Source organism: Polynucleobacter kasalickyi (assembly GCF_900176405.1).
GTDB lineage: Bacteria > Pseudomonadota > Gammaproteobacteria > Burkholderiales > Burkholderiaceae > Polynucleobacter > Polynucleobacter kasalickyi.
In genome coordinates this window covers 1-25,807 of sequence record NZ_FWXJ01000009.1, presented here as the reverse complement: position 1 = coordinate 25,807, position 25,807 = coordinate 1, and the positions used below count along the sequence as shown (strand labels likewise).

General features: G+C 43.9%; 21 protein-coding genes. 12 read left to right on the top strand and 9 right to left on the bottom strand.

Annotated elements, in window-relative coordinates:
• The first annotated feature begins 23 nt into the window (after positions 1-23).
• From B8983_RS08955 to B8983_RS08930, 6 genes are read left to right on the top strand one after another with little or no spacing between them, the layout of a single operon-like run.
• The gene (locus B8983_RS08955) at positions 24-1,310 is read left to right on the top strand and encodes a class I SAM-dependent methyltransferase (RefSeq protein ID WP_159460871.1); all 1,287 of its coding nucleotides are present in this window, start codon (positions 24-26) and stop codon (positions 1,308-1,310) included.
• Complete coding sequence (locus B8983_RS08950) at positions 1,307-2,098, top strand: ABC transporter permease (protein ID WP_084283813.1); 792 nt, start codon at positions 1,307-1,309, stop codon at positions 2,096-2,098. Before B8983_RS08955 ends, B8983_RS08950 begins: the two co-directional genes overlap by 4 nt.
• Positions 2,098-4,197, top strand: a complete 2,100-nt coding sequence (locus tag B8983_RS14355) for an FkbM family methyltransferase (protein ID WP_084283812.1) — start codon at positions 2,098-2,100, stop codon at positions 4,195-4,197. Before B8983_RS08950 ends, B8983_RS14355 begins: the two co-directional genes overlap by 1 nt.
• Entirely contained in the window at positions 4,194-7,952 is a 3,759-nt protein-coding gene (locus B8983_RS08940; RefSeq protein WP_084283811.1) for an FkbM family methyltransferase, read from the top strand. The genes B8983_RS14355 and B8983_RS08940 overlap by 4 nt, the downstream gene beginning before the upstream one ends.
• Positions 7,936-9,069 carry a glycosyltransferase family 4 protein gene (locus B8983_RS08935; RefSeq protein WP_084283810.1) on the top strand — a complete coding sequence of 378 codons (1,134 nt, stop codon included), beginning with the start codon at positions 7,936-7,938 and terminating at the stop codon, positions 9,067-9,069. Before B8983_RS08940 ends, B8983_RS08935 begins: the two co-directional genes overlap by 17 nt.
• A 20-nt stretch (positions 9,070-9,089) precedes the next feature.
• Positions 9,090-10,199 (top strand): glycosyltransferase family 4 protein, encoded by a 1,110-nt coding sequence (locus tag B8983_RS08930; protein ID WP_084283809.1) that lies wholly within the window; start codon positions 9,090-9,092, stop codon positions 10,197-10,199.
• A gap of 151 nt (positions 10,200-10,350) precedes the next feature.
• Here the strand turns inward: B8983_RS08930 and B8983_RS08925 are convergent, their stop codons facing one another.
• The 3 genes from B8983_RS08925 to B8983_RS08915 form a co-directional block, all read right to left on the bottom strand.
• Positions 10,351-11,826, bottom strand: a complete 1,476-nt coding sequence (locus tag B8983_RS08925) for a Fic family protein (protein ID WP_084283808.1) — start codon at positions 11,824-11,826, stop codon at positions 10,351-10,353.
• A 192-nt stretch (positions 11,827-12,018) separates the two neighbouring features.
• Positions 12,019-13,359 carry an MmgE/PrpD family protein gene (locus tag B8983_RS08920; protein WP_084283807.1) on the bottom strand — a complete coding sequence of 447 codons (1,341 nt, stop codon included), beginning with the start codon at positions 13,357-13,359 and terminating at the stop codon, positions 12,019-12,021.
• 2 nt (positions 13,360-13,361) lie between these two features.
• Complete coding sequence (locus tag B8983_RS08915) at positions 13,362-14,342, bottom strand: Bug family tripartite tricarboxylate transporter substrate binding protein (protein WP_159460870.1); 981 nt, start codon at positions 14,340-14,342, stop codon at positions 13,362-13,364.
• 594 nt (positions 14,343-14,936) lie between these two features.
• Between B8983_RS08915 and B8983_RS08910 the strand changes: the two genes are divergently transcribed.
• Complete coding sequence (locus B8983_RS08910; RefSeq protein ID WP_084283805.1) at positions 14,937-16,643, top strand: PQQ-dependent dehydrogenase, methanol/ethanol family; 1,707 nt, start codon at positions 14,937-14,939, stop codon at positions 16,641-16,643.
• A 245-nt stretch (positions 16,644-16,888) separates the two neighbouring features.
• Here B8983_RS08910 and B8983_RS08905 read toward each other — a convergent pair whose 3' ends face one another.
• The 4 genes from B8983_RS08905 to B8983_RS08890 all read right to left on the bottom strand — a co-directional run bounded on the left by B8983_RS08905 (position 16,889) and on the right by B8983_RS08890 (position 18,437).
• On the bottom strand, positions 16,889-17,125 hold the full coding sequence (locus B8983_RS08905; RefSeq protein WP_255372805.1) for a type II toxin-antitoxin system RelE/ParE family toxin: 237 nt from the start codon (positions 17,123-17,125) through the stop codon (positions 16,889-16,891).
• Between the two features lie 56 nt (positions 17,126-17,181).
• Positions 17,182-17,448, bottom strand: coding sequence for a type II toxin-antitoxin system ParD family antitoxin (locus B8983_RS08900; RefSeq protein WP_084283804.1), 267 nt, complete (start codon positions 17,446-17,448; stop codon positions 17,182-17,184).
• Positions 17,449-17,847: 399 nt separating this feature from the next.
• Positions 17,848-18,144, bottom strand: a complete 297-nt coding sequence (locus tag B8983_RS08895) for a type II toxin-antitoxin system RelE/ParE family toxin (RefSeq protein WP_084283803.1) — start codon at positions 18,142-18,144, stop codon at positions 17,848-17,850.
• Positions 18,132-18,437 (bottom strand): CopG family ribbon-helix-helix protein, encoded by a 306-nt coding sequence (locus tag B8983_RS08890; protein WP_084283802.1) that lies wholly within the window; start codon positions 18,435-18,437, stop codon positions 18,132-18,134. The genes B8983_RS08895 and B8983_RS08890 overlap by 13 nt, the downstream gene beginning before the upstream one ends.
• 525 nt (positions 18,438-18,962) lie before the next feature.
• Between B8983_RS08890 and B8983_RS08885 the strand changes: the two genes are divergently transcribed.
• Positions 18,963-19,298 (top strand): type II toxin-antitoxin system PrlF family antitoxin, encoded by a 336-nt coding sequence (locus tag B8983_RS08885; protein WP_439650356.1) that lies wholly within the window; start codon positions 18,963-18,965, stop codon positions 19,296-19,298.
• Positions 19,298-19,786, top strand: coding sequence for a type II toxin-antitoxin system YhaV family toxin (locus tag B8983_RS08880; protein WP_200806886.1), 489 nt, complete (start codon positions 19,298-19,300; stop codon positions 19,784-19,786). The genes B8983_RS08885 and B8983_RS08880 overlap by 1 nt, the downstream gene beginning before the upstream one ends.
• A 306-nt stretch (positions 19,787-20,092) precedes the next feature.
• Here B8983_RS08880 and B8983_RS08875 read toward each other — a convergent pair whose 3' ends face one another.
• Positions 20,093-22,162 carry a hypothetical protein gene (locus B8983_RS08875; protein WP_084283800.1) on the bottom strand — a complete coding sequence of 690 codons (2,070 nt, stop codon included), beginning with the start codon at positions 22,160-22,162 and terminating at the stop codon, positions 20,093-20,095.
• Complete coding sequence (locus tag B8983_RS08870; protein ID WP_084283799.1) at positions 22,159-23,571, bottom strand: hypothetical protein; 1,413 nt, start codon at positions 23,569-23,571, stop codon at positions 22,159-22,161. The genes B8983_RS08875 and B8983_RS08870 overlap by 4 nt, the downstream gene beginning before the upstream one ends.
• A 769-nt stretch (positions 23,572-24,340) precedes the next feature.
• Between B8983_RS08870 and B8983_RS08860 the strand changes: the two genes are divergently transcribed.
• From B8983_RS08860 to B8983_RS08850, 3 genes are all read left to right on the top strand, one after another.
• Positions 24,341-24,733, top strand: a complete 393-nt coding sequence (locus tag B8983_RS08860) for a transposase (protein WP_084283797.1) — start codon at positions 24,341-24,343, stop codon at positions 24,731-24,733.
• Positions 24,730-25,065 carry an IS66 family insertion sequence element accessory protein TnpB gene (tnpB, locus tag B8983_RS08855; protein WP_084283796.1) on the top strand — a complete coding sequence of 112 codons (336 nt, stop codon included), beginning with the start codon at positions 24,730-24,732 and terminating at the stop codon, positions 25,063-25,065. The genes B8983_RS08860 and tnpB overlap by 4 nt, the downstream gene beginning before the upstream one ends.
• Before the next feature lie 107 nt (positions 25,066-25,172).
• Positions 25,173-25,807: IS66 family transposase (locus B8983_RS08850; protein WP_200806884.1), on the top strand; the 635-nt coding region annotated here is incomplete at its 3' end.

Genomic DNA, 25,807 nt, shown 5'->3' with positions numbered 1-25,807 from the left:
AATCCTCTATGCGGAGATTATCGATGGCAATGAATCAACTCAAAAGACTGTTTAAATTAGCGAAGTCACGATTGCGTGCAGTACGCTGCCAAGTCTCCACCTTGACCGAGCCACCCCATCGACGCTTTCTATCGGATAAGCCTGTTGCTTATCAGCAAGCGATCGCAGCAGCAGAAGCCTATGTTTCCCAATTAGAACCTGGTGCCGTTAGCTGGCTCCATTACAAACCCTTTGACCCGACTCCTGGCAACCCGCAGTACTTTCGACTGATGTTTGATTTACTAAATATGTTACAGGTCATGCAAATCACACCTCGAGGTCGAATTCTTGAGGTGGGTAGTGGTCCAGGTTGGGTTACTGAAATTCTTCTAATGTTGGGCTTCTCGGTCGAGGCTTTAGAGCCATCGACCGATTTGATTGACATCGCCAAAGAGCGCTGTGGAGCACTAACCACCCACTATCGACACACCGACCATTCAAGCGTGAGATTCCATCAAGCCACCATTGAAGATATTGAGTTCGACCAAGAAAGTTTCGATGCCATCTTGTTTTTTGATGTGCTTCACCATGTCGTGGATGAAAATCTTGCTCTCGAGAAGTGCTTTCGTTTCTTGAAGCCAGATGGTTGCGTAGGTATTGTGGAAGGCGCATGGCATCCTAGTTTCAAAGCTTTGGAGCAGGCGTGTATCGATGAAATGGCTCGGTTTGGCACTTTGGAAAATCCCTTTTCTACCGAATACCTCGATCTACTTCTAACTAGAACCGGATTCATCGAGGTGCAAAGGTATGCCGCAGTCAATGGCTTTTTCTCTGAAAGTCAGCTTACCCAACCCCTCAATATGTTTACTGTACAACCCTTCGTCGGCTCCAATAATGTGACCGCGCGTAAGCCGAATCAAGGGGAAGTAAGATACCCCCCCTGCACCGTAACAAATTTTAAAACCGATGTGCACTTGAAGTTGCTTTCAGGAGGCATTGACGCTGAACAGAAGCGAGCAATTGTTCAAATTCGCCTAAAAAATAGCGGTGAAACGTTGTTCAATCATCGCACCCAACAAATCGGACACATTACCATAGCACTGCGGCAAGGTAAGCCTGACACGCCGCTATTTATAGAGTGCCGCGAGCGTCATGTATTACCCTCGTCACTAATTCCTGGTGACGAGCTAGTCCTAAAATTGGAGTACACATTACCTGCAACGACCTCATCATTTGAGCACTGGGAATTAGACCTTGTCGCCGAGTCGTGCTACTGGTTTTCTAGTCGTGGTATCGATACCTGTTCAATTCCGAAGCTCATCACGCCATGACAATCCTGACATCACTATGGTCCTACCGAGGATTTATCCTAGGCAGCGTCAAGCGCGAATTTCAACACAAATACCAGCGCTCCCTGCTCGGCCCTGCTTGGACTGTGATCAATCCACTGGCCATGATTTTGGTCTACACCATCATCTTCGCCCAAGTCATGCAAGCTAAGCTTCCCGGTGTTGAAACGACTTATGCATACAGCATCTACCTTTGCGCAGGAGTTTTGACCTGGGGTCTGTTCAGTGAAATTTTAATCAGAGCACAGAACACTTTCCTAGAGAATGCCAATGTCCTCAAAAAAATCAACTTTCCTAGATTGTGCCTACCGACGATCGTAGTGCTCAATGCCGTCGTAAATTTTTCCATCATTTTTGGTCTATTCACTGCTTTTTTACTGCTAAGTGGCCACTTTCCTGGTTGGCCATTTTTAGCCCTACTACCTTTGCTTAGCATCTTAGTCTTCCTCGCCATTGGCCTGGGTATGACTTTGGGCGTACTGAATGTATTTTTTCGCGACGTAGGTCAGTTTTTTGGGATCTTTTTACAATTTTGGTTTTGGCTCACGCCCATTGTTTATCCACCACAGGTCTTGCCACCACTCGTTTCGAACTACATGACATTGAACCCGATGGCACCCCTCATGGCAGGCTTTCAAACCATCTTAGTCCATGGGCAGTGGCCTGAGTGGATGACATTAATTTATCCAGCTATTCTGGCATTACTGGTATGTTTACAGGCGATGCATTTGTTTCGCCGACATGCATCCGACATGGTGGATGAACTGTAATGGGCACGATTTCAGTTACTCAGGTCGCCAAGGCTTACAAACAATATCCGAGTCGATTGGCCCGTCTTGCCGAATGGCTAATGCCGACGCGTAGCCCGAGACATCAATTGAAGTGGGTGTTGCAAGACGTAACTTTTACGGTGATGCCGGGTGAAGCATTGGGGATTGTTGGTCTGAATGGCGCGGGTAAAAGCACACTTCTAAAAATCATCACCGGTACGACATTGCCGACTGCTGGGCAGGTTCATATTACTGGGCGCGTGGCCGCTTTACTGGAATTAGGACTGGGTTTTCACCCTGACTTTACCGGTCGCCAAAATGTTGTGATGGCTGGCCAATTACTCGGCTACAGCCTGCAAGATCTCACCGAACTAATGCCAGACATTGAGGCGTTTGCAGAGATTGGCGACTACCTAGATCAACCGGTTCGTACTTATAGTAGTGGTATGCAAATGCGTCTAGCGTTTAGCGTAGCGACGGTGCGACGCCCTGATGTACTGATTGTGGACGAGGCCCTGTCGGTAGGCGATGCTTACTTTCAACACAAAAGCTTTGAGCGTATTCGTGCATTTCAGAAGCAAGGTACCACCCTGCTAATGGTCAGTCACGATAAGCAGGCCATCCAATCTATCTGTGATCGGGCCTTGCTATTAAAAGCTGGTCGTGTGGTCATGGAAGGAGCGCCCGAAGCGGTGATGGATTATTACAATGGTCTACTCTCGGAGCACCAAGAGCAGTCGCTGCGCCAAAGCACAGACAATGCCGGCCAAGTCAAAACCGTCTCAGGCACTGGTGAAGCAAGTATTGAAGAGATCGAACTCTGCGATTTAACAGGTCAGCCCCTCGACATCGTATTTGTCGGACAACCAGTTCGTGCTCGGATTCTCGTCAAGGTGAACGCAACTATCGACAGTCTGGTGCTGGGATTTGGCATCAAGGATCGTCTGGGACAAATGATGTTTGGAACGAACACCTACTACACCAGTCAAGTCCTGCAGCACCCTGAATTAGGGACGCACTATACCTATGAAGTCGAGTTTGCCGCGAACCTTGGGGTTGGCAGCTATTCGATTCACACCTCATTGGTTCGCAATTTTTCCCATATTGAAACCAATTATCAATGGGTAGATGGTGCGCTGGTGTTCGAAGTAGTTAACAAAGATAAGTATGAATTTGTCGGTTGTAATTGGAACGAACTGACATTCAACATCAAAAAATCAGCTCCCAAACTAGCAATCCAAGCGCTAGGTAGCACCGTGGCCATCGCCAAACAGGACGCTACCCTAGGCCGTAAACTGGTGGTGCTCGATGTCGGTTGTCGATGGGGGTTTGCGCAGAAGTTTATGGCAGCAAACGATCTGTTCCAAATCTTTGGGTTTGATCCGGACCCAAAAGAATGCGAACGTCTGGCTAAATATTATGCAGATCCTGCCATCACATTGATCCCGTTGGCATTGGCACAAACTGTAGGTTCACGTACGCTATTCATCACACAGGAACCGGCTTGCAGTTCTTTGTTGGAACCCAACCCAGACCTCACAGAACACTACCCAGCCTTAGCCTGTGCGCGCCAAGTGTCGACCACCGAAATTGAGACTACGACCCTAGATCTTTGGGCGGCAAAAAACAAAGTGGCAATCGTTGATTACATCAAGATCGACACCCAGGGCTCTGAGTTGGAAATTCTAAAAGGCGCTGAAGATATGCTGCAAAAGGTACGCTGCCTAGAAGTAGAGGTTGAATTCAACCCGATTTATCTGGGTCAACCGATTTTTTCAGAGGTAGATATTTTTCTCAGAAGCCAAGGTTTTGTGCTGTGGAAACTCAGTAATCACGTGCATTACTCTCGGCAGGGCTCACCAGATAAACCTTTGGGTGAAGACCATATTTTTTATGACGACAAACAGGCAGTCAAACACACCGTGTACGGTGGGCAAATTTATTGGGCCAACGCGCACTATGTCAAACAACACGTTTTGAGTACTACTCCAAGATCTCCACAAGAGTCAGCTTTAGATATTGCGCTATTTGACACTTTGGGGATGCCCGATGTGGTAGATCATTTACGCCAGAGGCCAGGGACTGAAGACGTCAAATGATGATTTCCTACGCCCAGAATTTTGAGGATGTCATGCTTTGGCGGGCACTCAAACACATCGAACACGGTTTCTATCTGGATGTCGGTGCCAATGACCCCACTGTCGATTCCGTCACACAATTTTTTTACGAACAGGGTTGGTGCGGTATCAATATTGAACCACTGACTAGCCATTGGCAGGCCTTACAAGAGGCCAGGTTGCGGGATATCAATCTGCAATGCGTAGTTGGCAGTTTCGAAGGAGAGATTAAACTTTGGGAATGCGACGTGCGCGGCTGGGCAACCACTGACGAGGAGGTGATTGCCCACCATGAGACCAATGGCCATTTGGGGCGTTACACCAAGGTGCGTCAGACCACTTTGAATCAGTTGTGGTTAGAGCATGTGCCTTTAGAAGTGCATTTTTTGAAGATCGACGTTGAAGGATCTGAACGCTCGGTCCTCGAAGGGCTGGATCTCCAACGCTTTCGCCCTTGGATTGTGGTCGTCGAAGCGACACGCCCGAACACCATGATTGAGGTGCATGCACAGTGGGAACATTTACTACTAAATGCGAATTATCAGTTTGTGTATGCAGACGGTCTAAACCGTTTTTATATAGCAGGAGAGCATCAAGAACTGAAGGCCGCATTTAGCTATCCGCCTAACTTCTTCGACCACTTTGTAACAGCACCGCACTTGGAAGGCAACCTTTGGGCACAAACCATTGCAACCCGTGCCGAGCAAGCTCTGCAAGACCTGGAGATGGCCGAACAGTGTGCTGCTCAGGCGCTAGCATTGGCCGCAACCACAAATTTACGGGCCAACCAGTTAACAGAAGAGCTGAAAGTGTTACAAGCTCATGCGAGCGACCTTGAAGCCAAGCTTGAGAAGTTTTTAAACAACCCCTTTGGGCGACTCACTCGTACCATACGCCGAATTTCCAACATACTACAGCAATTAAAAGCAAGCCGACTCAAGGGCACTCTAAAAGGCTGGTCTGCTAGCGCGGCGCGCTACATCGTCTCGCGGCCACTGCTCAGAAAAACCGGCGCGCAGTTACTGACCCGGTTTCCAGCAACAAGGTCCCGCCTCAAAAACCTCGTGCGCAGCGCTCCCACAACTCACTCTAGGCAGGGTGTAATTCCTTTGCATCTAGCGCATCTAGCGCCCCGAGTTCGAGCCTTGTACGCGGCTTTGCAAGATGAGTGGCAAGGTCTTAAAAGTAGCTCCAACCATGTAACCGCAACAAGTGCCAGCCGCAGACTTCGGCTCGCCTATGTATCCCCATTGCCTCCTGCACGCAGTGGCATTGCCGACTACAGCGCCGAATTATTACCAGCTCTAGCGCAGTACTACGACATTGACATCGTGATTGAGCAGCCTAGTTTATCGGACGCTTGGATCAATACCCACTGTAGGGTTCGAGATGCAAAGTGGCTGCTAGACAACCCGAAGCTTTACGACCGAGTTCTGTATCACTTGGGTAACTCTAGTAACCATCAACATATGTTTCACCTATTGACCAAAGTACCCGGTATCGTAGTGTTACACGATTTTTACCTAGGCGATGTCCTTAATTACTTGGAAGCTTATGCAGTGGACGCCTTCGCCTGTCAGCGTGCTCTGTACAAGTCGCATGGTTATGGCGCTTTGGCGGCCCGATCACTACCTGGCCAGTTCGCTAAGATTGCTGAGCAATACCCAGCTAATCTCGAAGTGTTGCAACTCGCACAAGGAGTGATTGTTCACTCCCAGTACTCAAAACAACTTGCCAAAACTTGGTATGGACCGCAGTTGGCAGAACATTGGTCCGTTATTCCGCTCCTGCGCCTGCCTAACAGCAAGATGGACCGCAACGCGGCCCGACAGGCACTGGGGCTGCAGCCAAGTGATTTTATCGTCTGCAGCTTTGGCCTTATGGGACCGACCAAATTAAACCATCGTCTGCTAAAAGCATGGCTTGATTCATCCATGGCAGATGACGAAACCTGTAAATTAGTCTTTGTCGGTGAGGTACCGACCACGGAGTATGGGGCACAAATGAAACTGGCAGTGCAGGCAAGTGGCTTGCAGCACCGCATTCATATTTCTGGCTGGACGGACCCTACCCGCTATCGCCAATACCTCATGGCAGCTGATCTTGCCGTACAACTTCGGGCCAACTCAAGGGGCGAAACTTCGGCAGCCGTGCTGGACTGTCTGAACTATGGACTACCCACCATCGTCAATGCCCACGGGTCCTTGGCCGAATTGTCGCCCGACACAGTCTGCTTGCTAGCCGATGATTTCGAGGATACAGCACTGACCCAAGCCATTGATACACTGTGGCGAGACGCCAACCGCCGGCAGGCGATGGGGCAACTAGGGCGGGAAAGCATCCAAACCATACATGCACCAAACACTTGTGCAGACCAATACAGACTTGCGATTGAACGCCATCACGCAACAGCCAGTCTATCAGCGCAGGCTATCGCTCAGGCGACCCAAACACTAACGTCAGTCACAGGGACTCCACCCGCAGATGCGCAATTGATTCAAATCGCCCAAACACTAGCCCGTCAGCTGCAACCGATCCGCACCAGTCGCCAACTGCTAGTGGATGTATCGGCCACCTGTAAGAATGACCTTAAAACAGGTATTCAACGTGTCGTGCGTGCGCTAGTTTGGTCGTTGATCCAGACGCCACCAGAAGGATTCCGCGTCGAACCAGTCTACCTGAACTGCGACACCGGTATCTGGCACTACTGTTACGCCCGTGAATGGACCTCTCAAGCACTGGGAATTAGTAGCGGCTGGCTACCCGATGATCCAGTAGACCCTATCGATGGTGATGTCCTGTTGATTGCTGACTTCACCTCGGGGCTGGCCGTTGCAGCTAATCAAGCAGGCGTTTTTTCTAGCATGCAGGAAGCTGGCGTGGGAGTCCACTTTTTTGTCTACGATCTGCTACCGATTCAAATGCCACATTGTTTTCCACCCGGTGAATTTGGGTTTTCTGAATGGCTAAACACCTTGACGGCCACCGCAGATAGCGCGATTTGTATTTCCCAATCGGTCGCCTTGGACTTACAAAATTGGATAACCACAGCAGGCCCACAGCGAGATCGACCCTTGGGTATTAATTGGTTTCATCTAGGTGCCGATCTCGTGAACTCAATTCCGACCAGTGGTCTGGCGCAGAATGCACCCGAAATTTTGCATGCCCTTCAGGCCACTCCTAGTTTTCTGATGGTAGGCACCATAGAACCCCGCAAAGGGTATTTGCAGACTATTCAAGCCTTCACCCAACTATGGCAGTCTGGAGTAAATATCAATCTAGTGATTGTGGGACATGAGGGCTGGACTGGACTACCCAATGACCAGCGCCAGACTATTCCGCAGATCATGCGCCAGATCCAAACACATCCCGAACTAGGCAAGCGACTACTGTGGCTAAAAGATGTCAGTGATGAGTACTTAGCAAAGCTCTACAGCCACAGTGTCTGCCTCATTGCTGCCTCGGAAGGCGAAGGGTTTGGCCTCCCCTTGATCGAAGCAGCACAACAGGGACTACCCATCATCGCTCGGGATCTTCCGGTATTCCGGGAAGTAGCCGGCGAACATGCCTTCTATTTCGAGGGTTTAGATCCACCAGATCTCGCCCAGGCAATTCAAGCTTGGTTAGTACAAAAGGCAGACCATCAGCAGCCCCAATCGCAGTCGATACCATGGCTCACCTGGGCACAAAGTACAAAACGGGTAATTGAGGTATTGCAGCATGCAAATAGCATTTAACGCAACGGCGCTGCTGAGCCCGCTGACTGGCATCGGTCAGTACAGCTATCACCTAGCTATGGGTCTGATGGCACAACAAAATCTAAAACTTGATTTTTTTTACGGCGCCTTCTGGAGTAAGCAGCTACGGAGTTCGCCGAACGGCACCTTAGCAGCCTCGCTACCGTGGTTACGACGCCATATACCCTACTCCTATGAATTGCGACGCTGGCTGCAGAACTCGCAGTTTCGCCAGGGAACTCAACGTAAGCAATTTGATCTGTACCACGAGCCAAATATATTGGCACTTAGGTTTGATGGCCCCACCGTCATTACGGTACATGATTTATCCTGGATTCGGCACCCAGAGGCCCATCCAGTAGAGCGCGTCAGGGCGATGAATCGCTATTTTGAAACCGGTCTTCGCCAAGCGCATGCCCTCATTACAGATTCGACCTTTGTGAAGCAGGAAATCATCGATGTATTCGGAGTTGCGCCAGAACTCATTACACCAATCGCACTAGGGGTGGATACACTTTTTAAACCCTTGACGCCACATCAGACACTTGCTGTCTTGAGCCGTCACCATCTGGAGCATGGGCACTATTTTTTAGCCGTAGGCACGCTCGAGCCGCGCAAAAATCTTGCGCTAGCGCTCAAGGCATACCTGCAGTTACCAACTGCCATTCAACAACGAAATCCACTAGTTCTAATTGGCATGAAAGGTTGGCACACTAGCGCACTAGAACAACAAATCGCACCATTGATTCGCAAAGGGCTAGTGCGCCAACTGGGTTACTTAGAACGCGCTGACTTGGCGGTTTTGATGGCGGGTGCGCTGACATTGGTGTATCCCTCAATCTATGAGGGGTTTGGTTTACCACCACTCGAAGCCATGGCCTGCGCCACACCTGTGATTTGCGCAAATTCTTCTTCGCTGCCCGAAGTCGTAGGAAATACTGGTGTGTTAATTGACGCTCATAACGATCTAGCGCTTGCCAATGCCATGGTGCGGATGGCCGAAGATGACGAGTGGCGTACCGAACTGGCTCATCAAGCAGTCGAACGCGCCGCCTCCTTGACCTGGGCTCACTGTGTGGACAAGACGATCGGCGTGTACCGGACACTCATGTCCTAACGCCAAGGGAAAACATCATTATGCGCGTACTCCATTTTTTCAAAACCTCTTTCCCGGACTCCATGGGTGGCATTGAACAGGTAATCAATCAGATTGCTCGTGGCTCCCAACTGTTAGGTGTGCAAACCGATGTGTTATCGCTGACCTCTAATCCATGCCTAGCCACCATAGCCATCGACGGTTACCAAGTGCACCGCGTCAAACTCAACTTTGAAATCGCCTCCACCGGATTTTCTTACTCTGCATTTGCCCGCTTTGCCCAACTGGCAAAGCAAGCGGATGTCATCCACTACCACTATCCTTGGCCATTCATGGATCTGGTGCACTTTGCCACTAGAGTAAAGAGACCAACTCTCGTAACCTACCACTCAGACATCATCCGACAAAACCGCCTATTAAAACTCTATAGGCCCTTACAACAAAAGTTCCTGGCTAGTGTTGACAAAATCGTCGCCACATCTGCCAACTATGTTCAATCCAGTCAAGTATTGGACGAATATGTACATAAGCTAAGTGTCATACCAATTGGCTTAGATAAAAGTACCTACCCAAAACCGACGCACGAAAAACTAAACTATTGGCGGGATCAAGTGGGTGAGAAATTTTTTCTGTTTGTGGGGGTGCTGCGATATTACAAGGGACTCCACATTTTGTTGGAAGCAGCCCAAGGACTGGATTACCCGATTGTCATTGTCGGTGCTGGCCCGACTGAGATCGAGTTAAAGAACCAAGCTAACGCATTGGGTTTAAAACACATTCATTTTCTAGGGTACTTACCTGACGAGGACAAAGTTGCGCTTTTAACACTTTGTTTTGGCGTTCTCTTTCCGTCCCACTTACGATCTGAGGCTTTCGGAATTGCACTACTAGAAGGTGCCATGTATGGCAAGCCGATGATTTCTAGTGAAATTGGCACAGGCACCACATACATCAACATTGCTAATGATACGGGTTTGGTCATTCCCCCCAGCGATGCAGTCGCTTTGCGACAGGCGATGCGTTACCTTTGGGAGCACCCAGAAGAGTCCGCAGCGATGGGAGCAAATGCACTAATGCGCTACACAAACCATTTCACGGCTGAAAAAATGGTTCGTTCTTATGTGGATTTGTACAAAGATATTGTTCTTTAAAGTACACATAGCAACGCTCATTTCCCACCTTCATTAGTGCTAAGAGGATGATATGAAGTGAATTTAAGATTAATTCAAGAATTCAGAAATATTGAATCTAGTAGTGAAAGATAAGCGTACAAAAGAATAAGAATCTTCCCTCGTGAGATTTTTAAAATGAGCCTACTACCTTCAAAAATTCAGCCTCAATCGCATCGAATATTTCTTCAGGTACTGTGTTGGCGAATTTCTTGCGACGATTCACCGAAATTTTTCCGTTTTGTTCCATACAAACCAATATTAACGTATTAAGATCTTTACCTCGGATATCGTACTGATGATCAATAGCGCGATAGATGAGATCGTACTTTGCCAAAAACTCGGTCTCTTCTTTTAGGTCTTTTTCTAATGCTTGCTTGGCCATTTCCAGACTAAATTCAACGCATGTGGTGGCATTCCAATAGCGGTACAAGGAATCATCTGATTTAAATGTCATTTGATAGTCATCACCATCAATCCAAATGACCTCCCAACGCTTACGAGCAGGTTCAGAAAAACTTTTGAGAGCTGCTAGGTATAAATCTTCGTTCCGCTTCATCGCGATGGATACCGGCAATAATAAGCCATTCTTTAAAGAGTTTGATTGACACAAAGCATGATGAAATAAAAAGCGTGATAAACGACCATTACCGTCCATAAAGGGATGAATGAAAACAAACCCGAATGAGACAATTGCTGCCGCCACTAAAGGATCTATTTGCTTTGTTGTAACATTTGCAAAATCTAGTAAACCCTTCATTAATTGACTTACGATTTCGGGTGGAGGCGGAATATACGTTACTCCAGCAGCACCTCGAAGTGGACTACTTAACCAGTTTTGTTCATGTCGGTAAAATACTGCTCTATCTAGTGGATTAGTAATTACGGTGTTTTGCAATCCAACTAAGAACTCCTCATCCAAATGGGTGGTGAGATGAGCTTTTTTAAGCAGCTCTACAAATGCTTCTGCTTTTGTTGAACTTGGGGTTTCACGTTCAATCTCAAATGAACTTTTGGTCTCACTTAAATAAGCCCAAGACATTGTCCGATCTGATGTAGTTGAACCAAGTTTCGACAGAAAATCATTTGCCTTTTGCAAAATATTCAATTCAAGCAAACGATTGATGATTTCGGTTCGCTCAACGATTACGCAGTAATCCAAAGAACCTAGGCCATTGAAATTAATTCGCCATTTAGCATTGCGTATGCTTGGGCCAGTAATGTATTTTTCAGGATCAAATAAATTAACCATTGCCCCTTTAATTACTGGGACACCCTCTAATTCTTTCTGATTAAAGGCTTCCCACAAAAAACAAGCTGTACGAATATAAACACCAGTTGGTGATTCGCGAATTACGGCTAATATTTCTTGAGCCGAGATTTTTCTTAGAGCCTGCGATAATAATTGAAGATTAATTCCTTCATACTTCAGCGCAAATAAAAGATGACTCAATGGGCTATCCTGTTTCGGCGCTACCTTTGCTGGTATCAATAGTGCGCTCAATGTAGGCGTTACACTCGTTACCGAAGCAAGGCGTGAAGGTCGTTGTGGCTCAAAGGCGCTTAAATTAAGCTGATTTTTTAATTTTGAATAACCGACATCACTCATATTTTCCGTAGCCCCACTTTTTCTTACGAAAAGATATCATCGCACACTTTTTCTTACAAAAACACACTTTTTCTTACAAAATAACACATTTAAACACTTTTTCATGCATAGATTAATAAATCTCTTCATTTTCAAACATATTCGTACTTTTTTATACGAAATAGTGCGTTAGGAGATTGAAACAGAATGAAATCAAGATGATGGTACTGTCATCGTAATCAAATCAGCAATATTTGCCATTTGTATAAACTTACTTAGCTTCTCAAGCAGATCATCTGCATTGCAATGCGGTGCCCCAAACGCAACGAGTTCCCTAAATTTGTTTTCTAATGCCTTTGAGCTCATAGGTGACTGTGCTCCATTCATCACACGAGTGATTACCTGACCATTATTCAAATGAATGACTACCTTTGCCTGATCTGTACTCAGTTGTTCATCTCCGGTAATTTTGATTTTTTCACGGCAAGCTTTCACTACTAGATCATTCGCAGCATCGTCAGTGAAGACGCGCACACCAGCTTCACCCTTTAACAGGGCAACAGCAACTGCATGCTGAAGGCTGAGCTTGGCTTCCAGTCCATCAACCGGATGGATTCGATCCGCACGCATCTGTGATAGCGGATGAACCCTCACCGTGATACGTTCAATATCCTCTACAGCATAGATTTGGGCACCGGCACTAGTAAGGCAAGCTTCCAGTGTTGGATGCAATAAAAAGCCACATGGGTAGGGCTTGAAAGTATTGTCTGCCGCAATCCAGTTTTGACCTAGCCCTTCGCAAAGACCTTGATCGAATGGTCGTGAGCCCATTACCTCATTAAATCCGAAACGAGCTTCCAGCACTCGGTCATTGGCCGTGATGGAATGTCTTGCGAGCTGCGCGGCCATTAAGCCATTACGCGCCGCATGAGCGATATTTAAACTCTTGGCCATGCTCCCTAAACTAGCTACCAAGCCGCCTGACTGGGTGGCTGCGTGACCTATAGCCCAAGCCATTTGTTGTGACGAGAGTTGCATGAGACGGCCTACAGCAATCGCTGCCCCAAAGACGCCGCAAGTGGCCGTAATGTGCCAGCCCCGCTCGTAGTGACCTGGCGAAACGGCAAGACCTATACGACACTCAACTTCCATCCCCAACAAAAAAGCGTGCAAGAAATCTTCGCCGCTCACAATCGTCTGACTAGACCAAGCGACCAAAGCCGATGCCACGGTTCCAGCAGGATGAATACCTGTCGGCCAATGGGTGTCATCGAAGTCGAGAATGTTGGAAGTAAATGCATGAATCAATGCAGCATTGGCAGGGTCAAACTTTTCAGCACGGCCAACCAGTTGTGAATCACCGTGACCGAAAGGCGCTAGCGCTCGAATGAGTCGATCTGATTCAGGACTGTTTGCGCCACCAAGGGCGCAACCTAGCCAATTCATCCAAGAGGCAGCAGCCGAGGTTTTTGTGCTAACGTCAACATCGGCCCATTGCGAATCTACCACCCACTGGGCAAGTGCATGCGTAGGAGACAGGATGCTTATACCCATCCTTAGTTTGGAACAATGCCAGCTTTTTTGACCACTGGACTCCAGCGATCAAATTCATGCCGCACATAACTTGCCGCTTGTTCAGGTGTGCCACCCAAAGCTTCTGTTCCCTGAGATGCAAAGCGTTCGAGAACATCGCTGGACTTCAGTGCTTGGTTCACTTCACGGTTTAAGCGAGCAATGATGTCGGGCGGTGTTCCAGCTGGGGCCATCAAACCATACCATAGTGCAACATTCACCGAAGGATAGCCTAACTCAGCAAAAGTTGGCGTATTGGGTAATAGTGGATTTCGGCGTGGACTCGCAGCAGCTAGGGCTCTGAGCTTTCCGGTCGTAATGTACGGTATTAGCGAAGGTGCGCCATCAAACATCACTTGTACCTGCCCACCGACAAGATCAGCTACAGCAGGGCCACTACCACGGTAAGGGGCGTGGATCAAAGCGGTTGATGTTGCTGCGATAAATAACTCACCGGCCATATGCGGTGCACCACCGTTGCCAGACGAAGCAAAGGCTAACTTATTTGGCGACTGCTTCGCAAGCGTCACAAACTCAGGTAAGGTTTGTGCTTTTACATCAGCGTTAATCGTCATGATTAGAGGTAAGCTTGCCAACATCGTGATGGGTGTAAACGATGTAATCGGATCATATGGCAACTTCGTCATTAAATGAGGGCCAATGCCATGGGTAGTGATCGAGTTTTGTAATAAGGTATAACCATCGGGCGCTGACTTTGCTACGAAGTCACTAGCAACAACACCGCTGGCCCCCGCCTTGTTCTCGACGATCACAGGTTGGCCCATTGAAGTTGAAAGTTTTGACGCCAGAAGCCTAGCGATGAAGTCGGCAGCTCCCCCAGGTGGTACCGTCACGATGAGTTTAATCGGGCGATTGGGATATGCGCCGGCGTCTTGTGCCTGAGCCCAAGGCACCATTAAAGTGCAAAGAAATACGCAGACATATTTAGTCAGTTTGGACGGCATTAAAAAATCTTTCAATGAAATAACTTCAAGGAGAAAACGCGTGGAAAAAACCAGATGATTAGCTCTGATCATTTGAAGCACTACTGTCAAAGCAGTTCAACGTAGGCAACAAAAAATTCCAGTGGTATTGTCCTGAATATTTGTTTAAAAAAATTCCACTTCAGATTACATCTTACTAGAGTTGACCTATTGAGTTGGGCAGTTATTCACTGAATTGAAGCGATGCTTTAACTGCATTGCAACTCAACAGCAATGACTCGTAACCTACTTCTTACTTCAAGGTTACAAAATATTTCTGAGGAATTAAATATTTCTCTCTTTGGGAGGGGTGTTAAAAATTAGGAGAGATCATTAATTCGAAAGGAGTCAATTTAACTAAAAAGACAGACTAGTCTGACTGTAGGGTACACCAAACCTCAACGATTTGACGGCGTTTTACCTATTAGATGGAAATATCAGGCAGACCTAGGATAGAATCTAAAGAGGACATTGGTATTGCCTCTATTAAAAAAGTTTGCAAAAAACTAGTTTAATCAATGCTTGCGTCCGCTCTTTATGCTGTACAGACCAAATTATAAATAAGTAGGAGACCAAATGATTCCATTAAAAAAAACAGCTAACTTTTTAGTTAGCTGCCTTGCAACAATTCCTCTATGTTTTTCCTTCATTTTTTTGCAAAGCCTGCAAGCACAAACGAAGGAAGAGTTACTTAGTCCTAAAAAAAATCAAGTTACGACCTATGGGATGGGATATTCTCAGCAACGGTATAGTGATTTAAAACAAATTGATCGAAAAAATATAAAAAATTTAAGTCCAACTTGGGCTTATAGTATGGAAAATTTGTCCGGGGAGCAATCTCAGCCGCTGGTTTATGACGGTGTTTTGTATGTGACAAATGCGAAGTGGACAATGGCGGTGGACGTTGAAACCGGTCGACAACTATGGAGAACTCAGGAAGATTTTGATCCTGCTGCTTTAAGGGTTGTCTGCTGTGGTGTTTCAAATAAAGGTGCTGCGATTTATGATGGCAAAGTTTTTAGAATGACCATTGATGCTCACATTAAAGCCTTGGATTTAAAAACTGGGAAAGTACTATGGAAGAAAAAATTTGCTGAATGGCAAGACGGTTTTTCGGGAATTGCAGCTCCGCTAATAGCCAATGGTGTTTTGATCTCGGGGACCTCTGGTGCTGAATTTGGTGTAAGAGGATTTTTAGATGGCTGGGATCCTCAGACAGGTCAACATTTATGGCGCAAATATACGACTCCAGCCCCTGGCGAAGCAGGTTCTGAAACTTGGCCTCAGGGTAGCGATGCCTATAAGCGTGGTGGAGCAACTCCATGGATCACAGGTTCTTATGATCCTGAAACAGATTTAACGTACTGGGGAACAGGAAATGGCGGGGCTTGGAATCCGATTGATCGCCCTGGTGATAACTTATATATTGCTTCAGTCATAGCGGTTCGTCCAAAGACTGGTGAAATTGCTTGGCACTATCAATTCACGCCTGGGGATCCTTTTGATTTCGATGCCGTCAATGAGAATATTCTTGCGGACATTAAAGTCAATGGTAAGTTAAGAAAAGTGTTGATCCATGCTGATAAAAATGCATTTCTATATGTACTTGATCGGGTGACCGGGGAGTTGTTAGCTGCCAATGAATTTGCCAAGCAAAACTGGGCAAAAGGAATTGATTTGAAAACAGGTCGACCTGTACCAACAGATTTATTAGATCGCATTAAGGCCGGTGAGGAAGTAGAGTTTTGGCCTGGTCCTAGAGGTGGTAAAAATTGGGTACCTATGGCATTTAACCCTAAAACTGGACTAGTCTATTTAAATGCAGCCAATCAACCGCGTATCTTTAAATTCTCCAAGCTAGACGAGTACAAAGTTGGTCAACGGTATCAAGGTGTTCAAACCAGCGTGCCACCACAAAACCCTAATGAACCTAATGGCTTTTATATGGCATTGGATCCTTTAACGGCCAAACCTAAATGGAAAATTCCATTGATGGATTACATGCAATGGGGTGGCATGTTAGTGACTGATGGTGGGATACTTTTTTCAGGTAAGCAAACCGGTGAATTCGTTGCATTTGATGCTGAAAATGGCAAAAAGCTTTGGGAATTCCAAACCGGTTCTGGAATTAATGCACCCGCGATTACCTACGAGCATAAAGGTAGGCAATATGTCACCGTTTTATCTGGTCGTGGAGGTGGAGCACCAAATACACCAACCGAATTACGAGAAAAAATTCCTTTAAGTGGCATGATGTGGACTTTTAGTCTTCCCAAAAAGTAACAGGATGTAAATGAGTAAAGGTAGCGGATTAAAGTAGTTTAGATAATCCGCTTTTTTTTTATCTTACTTTTAGAGGCTAGATTTATTGAACCCCATAGACCACGGAGCTTATGTAAGATAATTTTTATTTACAACAATAACGAAGACTTCTTTGCGGGCAGTACATACCTCATCAAAAAGCTACCTAAAAAGGGCCTCAGCGAAACTCATCACCCCCTTGTATCGCTATAAAACTTAATGACTTTTTACTTGGGCTTCAAGACTACAGAAATATCCCGTGCGCCGTGCAATATGCGAACGATAGTGACCTTCTTTGTTGTGTACTCAAAAAAGACCACGTAATTTCCATGCGCACATGAGCGCAAGTCATCAGACAGTTCGGGCCGCAACCGATAGCCTGCAGGGTTGAGACAAATCTTTTCGCAATGAAAACGCAACTCAGCCACAAAAGTTACCGCAACAATTGGATTGTCTTGTGCAATGTAGTCGCTGATCTACTCAAGATCGACCGCCGCCAATGGCGTAATCAGCAACTGTATTAGTAAACTTTGCGAGTCACCTGCAGAGCATATTTGGCTTGTAATCGATCAAACACTGGTTCCGCAGCAAGGGCTGTGCCGCTAGCCTTGCCTGCAGCGATATCATTTCTCAGCGCTTGGAGTTGGATGGCGTGTTGGCTCTCTATGTCCTCGAGCAATCGCAGCCCTGCATGGACGACTTCACTGGTGTTGTTGTAGCGACCGCTTTCGATTTGATCACGGATAAAGGACTCGAAATGCGGGCTCATGGCAACGCTAGTGGGCATTACTCACTCCTAACAGTTAATAACTATTATTTTTTACCAGCCAGCGCGCCTTGTCAAGATTGACCGGATGTAAGCAGAAAAGAATCCTCAGCCACTCGCATGAGTACCAACCCCGGCAACTCTGCTGCACTCCAGTAACCGTAAACCTATCAGGGCAACTCCTTCGCCGCACCTAGCCTGTCCCGCTGATGACCCGTCGTCGAATAAGATAGTTCGCGAGATCGCTGAGGCAATTACAAATCAAAATTTGAGGGCGAAAAATTGGTGGGTAGAAATAAAGTATTTAGAAAACTATTATTTTGGAACAAGGATAAATAGAGAGTTCAGCTCTCGCAAAATAGTTTCTTTACCTCATTGACCACCCGTGTGCATAAAATTACTATGCTAATGGGGGTCAGACTAATTGTAATCGTCTTCCCGTTGGTGCTTTATGGCCAGAATTGTTAACACATCTAATGCAGGTTCAAAACGGTAAAGCGCCATGTAGCCATCAGCGCCAAAGTCGATGACTAATTCACGCAACTCTTCGCGGTCTAAGACAGGTCTGCCAATCATAGGCGCATTGTTTAGGAGCAAAAAAGCGTCACGGATAGTTATCATTGCACGATTTGCTACATTGACATCTTTGTGTACAAGAAACTTATGTAACCGTAACAAATCAGAACGAGCTCTAACTGAAAGTCTTACTTGTGGCATTCAGTTACAGGTGCGTTAGGATTGTCTTGAATCTGGTCAACCCAGTTGCTGAACTCGCTCAGGGTAATATGAAGCCCAGTTTCTTTATAGTGCTCAAAAGAAGACTCGGCTACTTTGATGAAGTTTTGGCGTGCTTCCTCGTTTTTTATATATTCAAGGATAGCCTCCTTCATAAGGTAATGAGGAGTTCGTTTTTTGGCAGATGCTAAGTTAGCAATACGGCTACGATCTATGTCGTCCAATTTAATGGTAACTGTACTAGAACGAGACTTTTCAACTGAAGAGGTTTTCATGGTGTCACTTAGTAACAAAGAGTAACACCTATTCTAATTAATTTCCCTATTAACGTCAAGAATCCATTTTTACTCCTCAAGTGACTGACTCTTGGATACAGGGCAGTAACTCAATATCAAAAAGTACCAGGCATCCAAGCTCTAGCAATTAAGGAAAAGGTTTCAGCATCCTATATCAGCAAAGTCATCGATTGCGCTTTACTTGCGCCCGATATCGTAAGGGTCATCATGATCTGGAACATCCCCTGCTCATAGAGAAATTTACAGGGTGTTTGATTATCAATTCAGATGCTCTGTACTAAATCAAACTAAAAATACTGTAATCAGTTAAGGAGATTCAAAACCCAACTTTCTTGAACAGGAAAAAAGAGGGAATTTATACTCTATCGAATATTCATATTTTTTGCTCAAATCTAAAACCGACCATACCAGAACCAATTCAATAAAAAACAATGATTGACTCAGTAATGCAATTGCATTACCATAAATAAAGTTGATAAATTTTCATTTATAAATGGGAGTCCGATGATGAATATCGCAATACTCGAAACCGAATCCACCCTTACAGACCGCTACCAAACCACCGTGCCCGAGTCAGTTCGTCAGGCCTTAAAGTTAGGTAAGCGCGATAAGGTGCACTACTCCATTTTGGATAACGGAGATGTACTCCTCAGTCGGGTGCAAAAGACAGAGCCTGATGATCCAGCTCTAGACCAATTCTTAAGTTTTTTATCGAATGATATTGCTACACACCCCGAGCGCATTCAAGCATTAGATGGAGCCTGGGTCAATCGCTTACATACCTTAGTTGGTAATATACAGATTGACCTAGATGCACCACTACCTGAAGATGAGGTTTAATCATTTCTTTAAATTTAAAACCTCTTACCATTTCAGGTTGGACTATCTTTGCCCATCCTTTATTTCTTGATCAAGTTCAAGCCTTAGTTGATGAAGTAGAAATACTGAAACAGAAAAATCCTGCCTCATATCAAAATAAAAATGCATCCAAAAGATTGGCAGCGATTTTAAAACTTACCAATGAAATAATCCCACAAGATCCTTCTCTAGCCATCTACCGCCAAGGCAATACCCTTGGCGAACATCACAAGCACTGGTTGAGGGCAAAGTTCTTTCAGCAATATCGATTGTTCTTTCGATATCATGTGGCCAGTAAGATCATTGTTTATGCTTGGGTTAATGACGAAGACACGAAGCGAGCATACGAGAGTAAGAGTGATGCTTACCTGGTGTTTGCAAGAATGCTTAGGCAAGGTCATCCACCAGATGATTGGGAGTTACTGGTTAAAGAGGCAAAGACTAACTCCACTGCCAAATCCTTGGAATGAGCAACGTAAGTACCTTGGCTTTGCCTCAAATGGAAAAAGTTGGACCGGAAAAGATGTTTGGTATGTTTTATGGTAGATAGAAATAAAAAAAGCCCGTAAGGGCTTTATCTATAAGGACTACTGGCGGTGGACGCAGTCACCGCCCATATTGTCTCAGCATCCTACCCTGCTTACAGGGAAATTTACAGGGTATCTTTTCAGAAATTTGCCCAATCTCTAATAAAAATATTATTAGAGCCATTAAGTAGTTGGAAATAAATAAAAATGCGAATTATGAAACAGGGAATAACAAGGAATTAACCCCAATTAATCGCTCTTATATTCATCAATTACAGATCGAGCCTCCCGAACATAAGAATCCGAAAGTCCTCTTAGGGCTGAGGCCAAATTTATAAAACCTGCATTTTCAACATCATCTGCCTTTTTTTCATAATCTTGGGAAAGTGAAAGCTCTTCGCTTCCTGATGGATCAACCGAATAGACACCCCTCTTATTAAATAATCCATTTATATACCCATTTTTCGCTTTTTCAAATCTGATATCGTCTAGTATTTCTGCAACATTCTTATTTAGCCACAAACCATCAGAATCAGCTGGAGCATAGGCAAGCACTTGACCGATATTATTTAAGCCTACATTTAAGTGACCAGATTTCTCAATTAGCTCGAAAGTTTTATTGAACCAATCTAAAAATTTCATCTCTTCAAATTTTCCATCAAGACCCATCCCAGGGGGAGTTTTCCAGCTATGTAAAAGAGTCCAAGCAAAATTAGCTTCCATACGCTCTTCTTCGGTAAATTCAACCTTATCCGCGACAGAATTAGAAGACTTATAAATCAAAGAAATATTTTTTTGAAAAAACTCAGGACTATTTGAAAGTTTATTGTGGAGTGCAATAGGGGTTGCACCATGATAACCATCTAGAATATCTAAGTATCCCCACTCTATCTCACATAAACTTTCCATAGAAACATATTTGGATTGTTGTAAATACTTTAATAATTCTGCAACATTGTATACATCGAGTCCCCCAGTTCTACGAGGAAACTCTAAAGATTTCTTTAGCGCACTTAAACATAAATCAAAATTTGGGGATTGTTTAGCATATAACAACCTCATCAAACAATCAATTGCAGAGCCGGTTGCATCATATTGAATTAATTTTTTTATTGCAACTTCCAAATTTTCATCAACTTGTGATGGAACGAAATTTGGATTCGCCCAGTACATTGACTCAAACTCAGTAAGTAAAATGGGTATTCGGTTCCAAACCTCAATTTGAGCAGGTAAATCAGACAAAAAAGATGCTTTTGAATGGTCAGACCAATTACCAATATTTAACCTGTCCACCCAATCCCAGCCTAATATTAAATGTCGTCTCCAAACATATCCCTTGATAAAATTTCTTAATTTCTTATCTGATTCATCATATATCAGAGGTAATAGGTATTCATCGACTTCAAAAGTCGAAATAAAGCCAAAAGCGAATCCAACTTCATACGGATAAATTACTGACTTAGAAAAACTAATAACTGCTTCGACTCCACCATCACTATAAATTTTAGAAATTGCACCAACACGAATTTCATCCAAATCTTTCCGCTGCGTCTCCCAGTCATCAATTTCATTAAATAACTCAAAATCACGTGCATTAAAGTAGTGTCTATAAAAAACAAAAATACTTTTTGGTTTAATTAATTCAGCAATTTCAGAAATTTTTTCTAGATATGAATTATCCAAGGCCCAAATAGCGCCAGAATATTTATGATGCTTTGTAATAAATAATGTTAATTTTTCCCATAAAATTTGACGATCGTCATCATTCATTCCATCATCTAACAATTCTCTTAAGGTCAACGAAATCCTATCAATTACTGACCTAGATAGCCCATCCAAAACATCAAAAAGCTCGGAAATTTTACTTATATTTTTTCCAGCCAGATCAAGTAAAAGATTAGAATAGGCCCTAACTTGAACGAGATAATCCTCATTACTAATTCTAGGAATACGCTCAATCAGGTCAATATTATTCCATTTAGGCTTTTTGATACTACTGGTTGAGTTTTGTCTATTCGGCAATAAAGAAATCAACAACATCCACCCCACTTCAGGTGATTTTTTTACGATAATCCTCATCGATTTAAGCCGTTTTTCTTGACTTGCCAAAGTTTGAGGATACCAAGGTAAAAACATTGCCGATAATGCCCTAAATTCATTTCCAACATCACTAAATTGCTTAATCTCGATTAATTTTGATAGCAATATTGAGGCTTTTAAAAAATTTCGCTCATCCCATCCAAGAACTTCAAGACTAGAAACTATTTCATTGAACAAAAAATACTGCGAACCAGGGGTATTGTGTTTTTCAAGTTTCATTTTTCTACCGTAACATCAATAATGAATTTATTTTCTATAAATGAAAAAAACTGATTAGGCGAAAGCTCCGCAAATAAAGGGAAAAATTTGACAAACTTGGGGTATGAATTAGCTGTAATTAATTCATAAAAATGAGTAATTGATTGAAATACAAGATTATCAATTTTATTTACAGTGCAATTTTTAAAAATAGAAGAATGAAACTTAATGTAACCCAAAGAATTGACGACGCCATTAAATAGCTCATCAGATACAAATTCCTCCAATTCAAAGATAGAGCAAAATAATCTTTTAAATATTTCAATATCTTCATCAAATATCTGCTTTGAAAACAACTGAAAAAGTTCATTTTGGTTTTTAATTTTCCAAATGCCGTTTTTATGCGTAAATGGACAATTCGAGAACTCAAGAATTTTTCTAAATTCAATAATCCAATCGAAATATTCTTTTCCAATAAATTCAGAAATAAGGTGTCGATCATTCTTATCTTTTTCATTCCATCCACCCAAAAAACATAATTTCAAGATTTCTGGAGCATATTGATGTTGGGTAAAATTTATTTGCTGTGCTGAACCCAAAGAGTAAGTCAATCCAATGTTATCTGGTGATATTGTTTGAGGTAGATTTATAAATAAATCCTTTAAGTACTCAGGCAAAACATCGACTGTTATAGTTCCCCCATTTTGATTGCAACTCATAACATAAGTAACAATTTGTCCCCAAACAGAGCTTGGATTCATATGCTTGAACTGAGAAATATGTGAATGAAGCAAAGAAATGGCCACCCCATATTCATGACCAAGGTCATAACCTAAGTAATAAAAATGCTTTAAAAATAACCAAACCTCGTCCTTCGATAAAGCAACATTTTGATTAGCTTTTTTTAAATGATGCTCAATTACGTTTAATTTTTCTTCACTTTTATTTGGACTATATTTTGCAGTGGCAACATGAATGTAAAACTCATCAGAACTTACAGTATATTTTGCTTGATGTAACAACCACTGAAAATTGACCTGATCAACTTCAGTAATAAAGTTTGTAATTAAGGCAATGCAATCTCTATTCTTTGAAAAAATAGCTGAATTATTGAAATCTATCCATGCTGCAGATATGACTGAGCCAAAAATTTCATTTTTCTCAGTTACTGCTATAGAGTTCTTTATTTGTGCTAACAGCTTTCTTTCCTCACCAGTTGTAAAATTTGTAACAGTGACTATCAAATCATCTACCTCATAGCCATCAATTTTTCCCTGCAAATTAATCTTGCTAATTGGCCAGGGTGGCAAACAAGGCGTTCGCCCTCCGGTTAACATCAACGTTACAAATGAAGCTTGGATGTGGGTCTCAAAATGCACTCCTCCACCACCCGTAGAAAAGGGATTACTCAGTTGTTTTTTTGCGCTCATGTAAGCACCTGGTTATTTAAACTTATATCAGTTTACTAATATACATAGAAATTTATGTACAAATCAGTGTATACGAACTGAATACAATTATTTGATAAAGCTTTAATTTAATAAACTCAAAAATGCTGAGAAAGAAAATTTAACTTCCATCATGACACAATAGAAAATATAATTTTTAAAAGACATCGCAATGAAGTCTAAGATCCATGACTGAAAAGCAATTCAGAGAGGCTTTAGGTAACCCTAAGCACTTTCACCAATGTCAAAAGGGGTTTTACAGAGCTGATAAATTGATCTAGGTATGTGATTACTATATTAAAAGACTAACTAATACTGTACACATGAATCTGCCCCAAATGAGAAGAGTCATTAGGCAGTAACCAAGTACAAGGCTCAGCCTAAATAATCCTGAGTAAGGCGACAATAAATACCTATAATTTAATTCAAAGATTTGTCGCGTGCCTAAAGCTACGATCTTCAATAATCTTAAATGATCTTTTTGCCATGCCAGCTTTTAACACTCTAACTTTAGAATCTGAATTAATCAATTTTAGAATGTTTACCATTGAAGTTTGGCAGTTCATCCCTAGAATGACCTCTCGCAGAACCAAATCCTCTGAAAAATTTACAAAATTTAAGCTTAATTCACTTTGAGATGTATTAAGGTTTACGTACATCCTATGTATGCGTCCGGTGAACACATATTGTTCTGAATTCATTATTAAGTGAACATGTCTCCACTTAAAAAATAAGTGGAGAAGTGTACACTATGGATCTTACTAGTCCAACCGGAACACGAATAAGACAACGATACAGTAAAGAGTTTAAATCGGAAGTCGTCGCTCAAGCGCGTCAACCGCATATATCAATCGCATCTGTTGCACTTAGCTATGGGTTGAATGCCAATTTATTGCGGCGCTGGATGTATGATGCTGACCCAAGTTATCTTAAACGAGGAAACGGTCTCACAGGTACAAGTGGCTCTGTACCGATGAGTAATACGCGAGGGTTTTTACCCCTGAGTCTTCCCCATCCCTCTTCTAAAGCTGATGGCCAATCGATTGAGATCGAAGTTCACAAAGGTAGCTCGACCATCAAAGTGAAGTGGCCAATACAGGCCAGTACGACTTGCTTAGCTTGGTTACGGGAGCTTACCAAATGATTCGAGTTGACGCTGTATGGATTGCAACCGAACCGATGGATATGAGAGCAGGAACCGATACTGCCTTGGCACGCGTGGTGAAGGTGTTTGGGGCGGCGTATCCAAATCACGCTTATCTATTTGCCAATCGTCGCGCCAATCGAATGAAAGTGCTGGTACACGACGGTTTTGGTATCTGGTTAGCTGCTCGCCGCTTACATGAAGGTCACTTTATTTGGCCTCGAACAGACACTGCAACACAGATGCAAATCAGTCGGGAACAGTTCGATGCATTGGTAATGGGATTACCTTGGCATCGCCTCGGAGAGGCAGGTATCATCACGGTCTTATGATGTTTTTTTGTTGTTTTAATAGGGTAAATTTTTCCTTAAATTACCAAAAAAATCAATTAGTAAAACCTATAATTACCCCCTCATCACGAATGTGAAATACTATGGTTATGGTTACTTCACAAACTCTTGAACACATGAATCCGCAAGCATTGCGTGAGCTGGTATTGAGTTTGATGTCAGAGAACCAAGAGCACAAACAAGTCATCGCTCGCAGTCAGGTGGAAATTGAGCAGCAAAAAAAAGAGCTGTTATATCGACAAACCAAGATTGATCAACTCACCCATGAGATGGCCATTACGAAGCGTTGGAAATTCGGGCAGCAAAGTGAGCGACTGGATCCTGAACAGGCTAGCTTACTAGAAGAAACGCTCGACACGGATATCGCTGCCATGGAATCAGAAATGGAGGAGCTGGCAACTCCTGAAGTTTTTAAGCGTCAGCGTCAAACACCAAAGCGTGCTCCTTTACCTGCTAACTTACCTAGGGTCGACTTCCAACATGAGCCTGACTCAACCCTCTGTCGTTGTGGCTGCCAACTAAAACGGATTGGTGAAGATATTAGCGAGAAGTTAGACTATACGCCGGGTGTTGTAACGGTAGAGCGTCATATCCGTGGTAAATGGGCTTGTAGTTCTTGTAAAACCTTGACGCAGTCACCAGTCCCTGCCCAAATCATTGATAAGGGCATTGCTACTTCCGGTTTATTGGCACAGGTACTAGTTGCGAAGTACGCAGACCATTT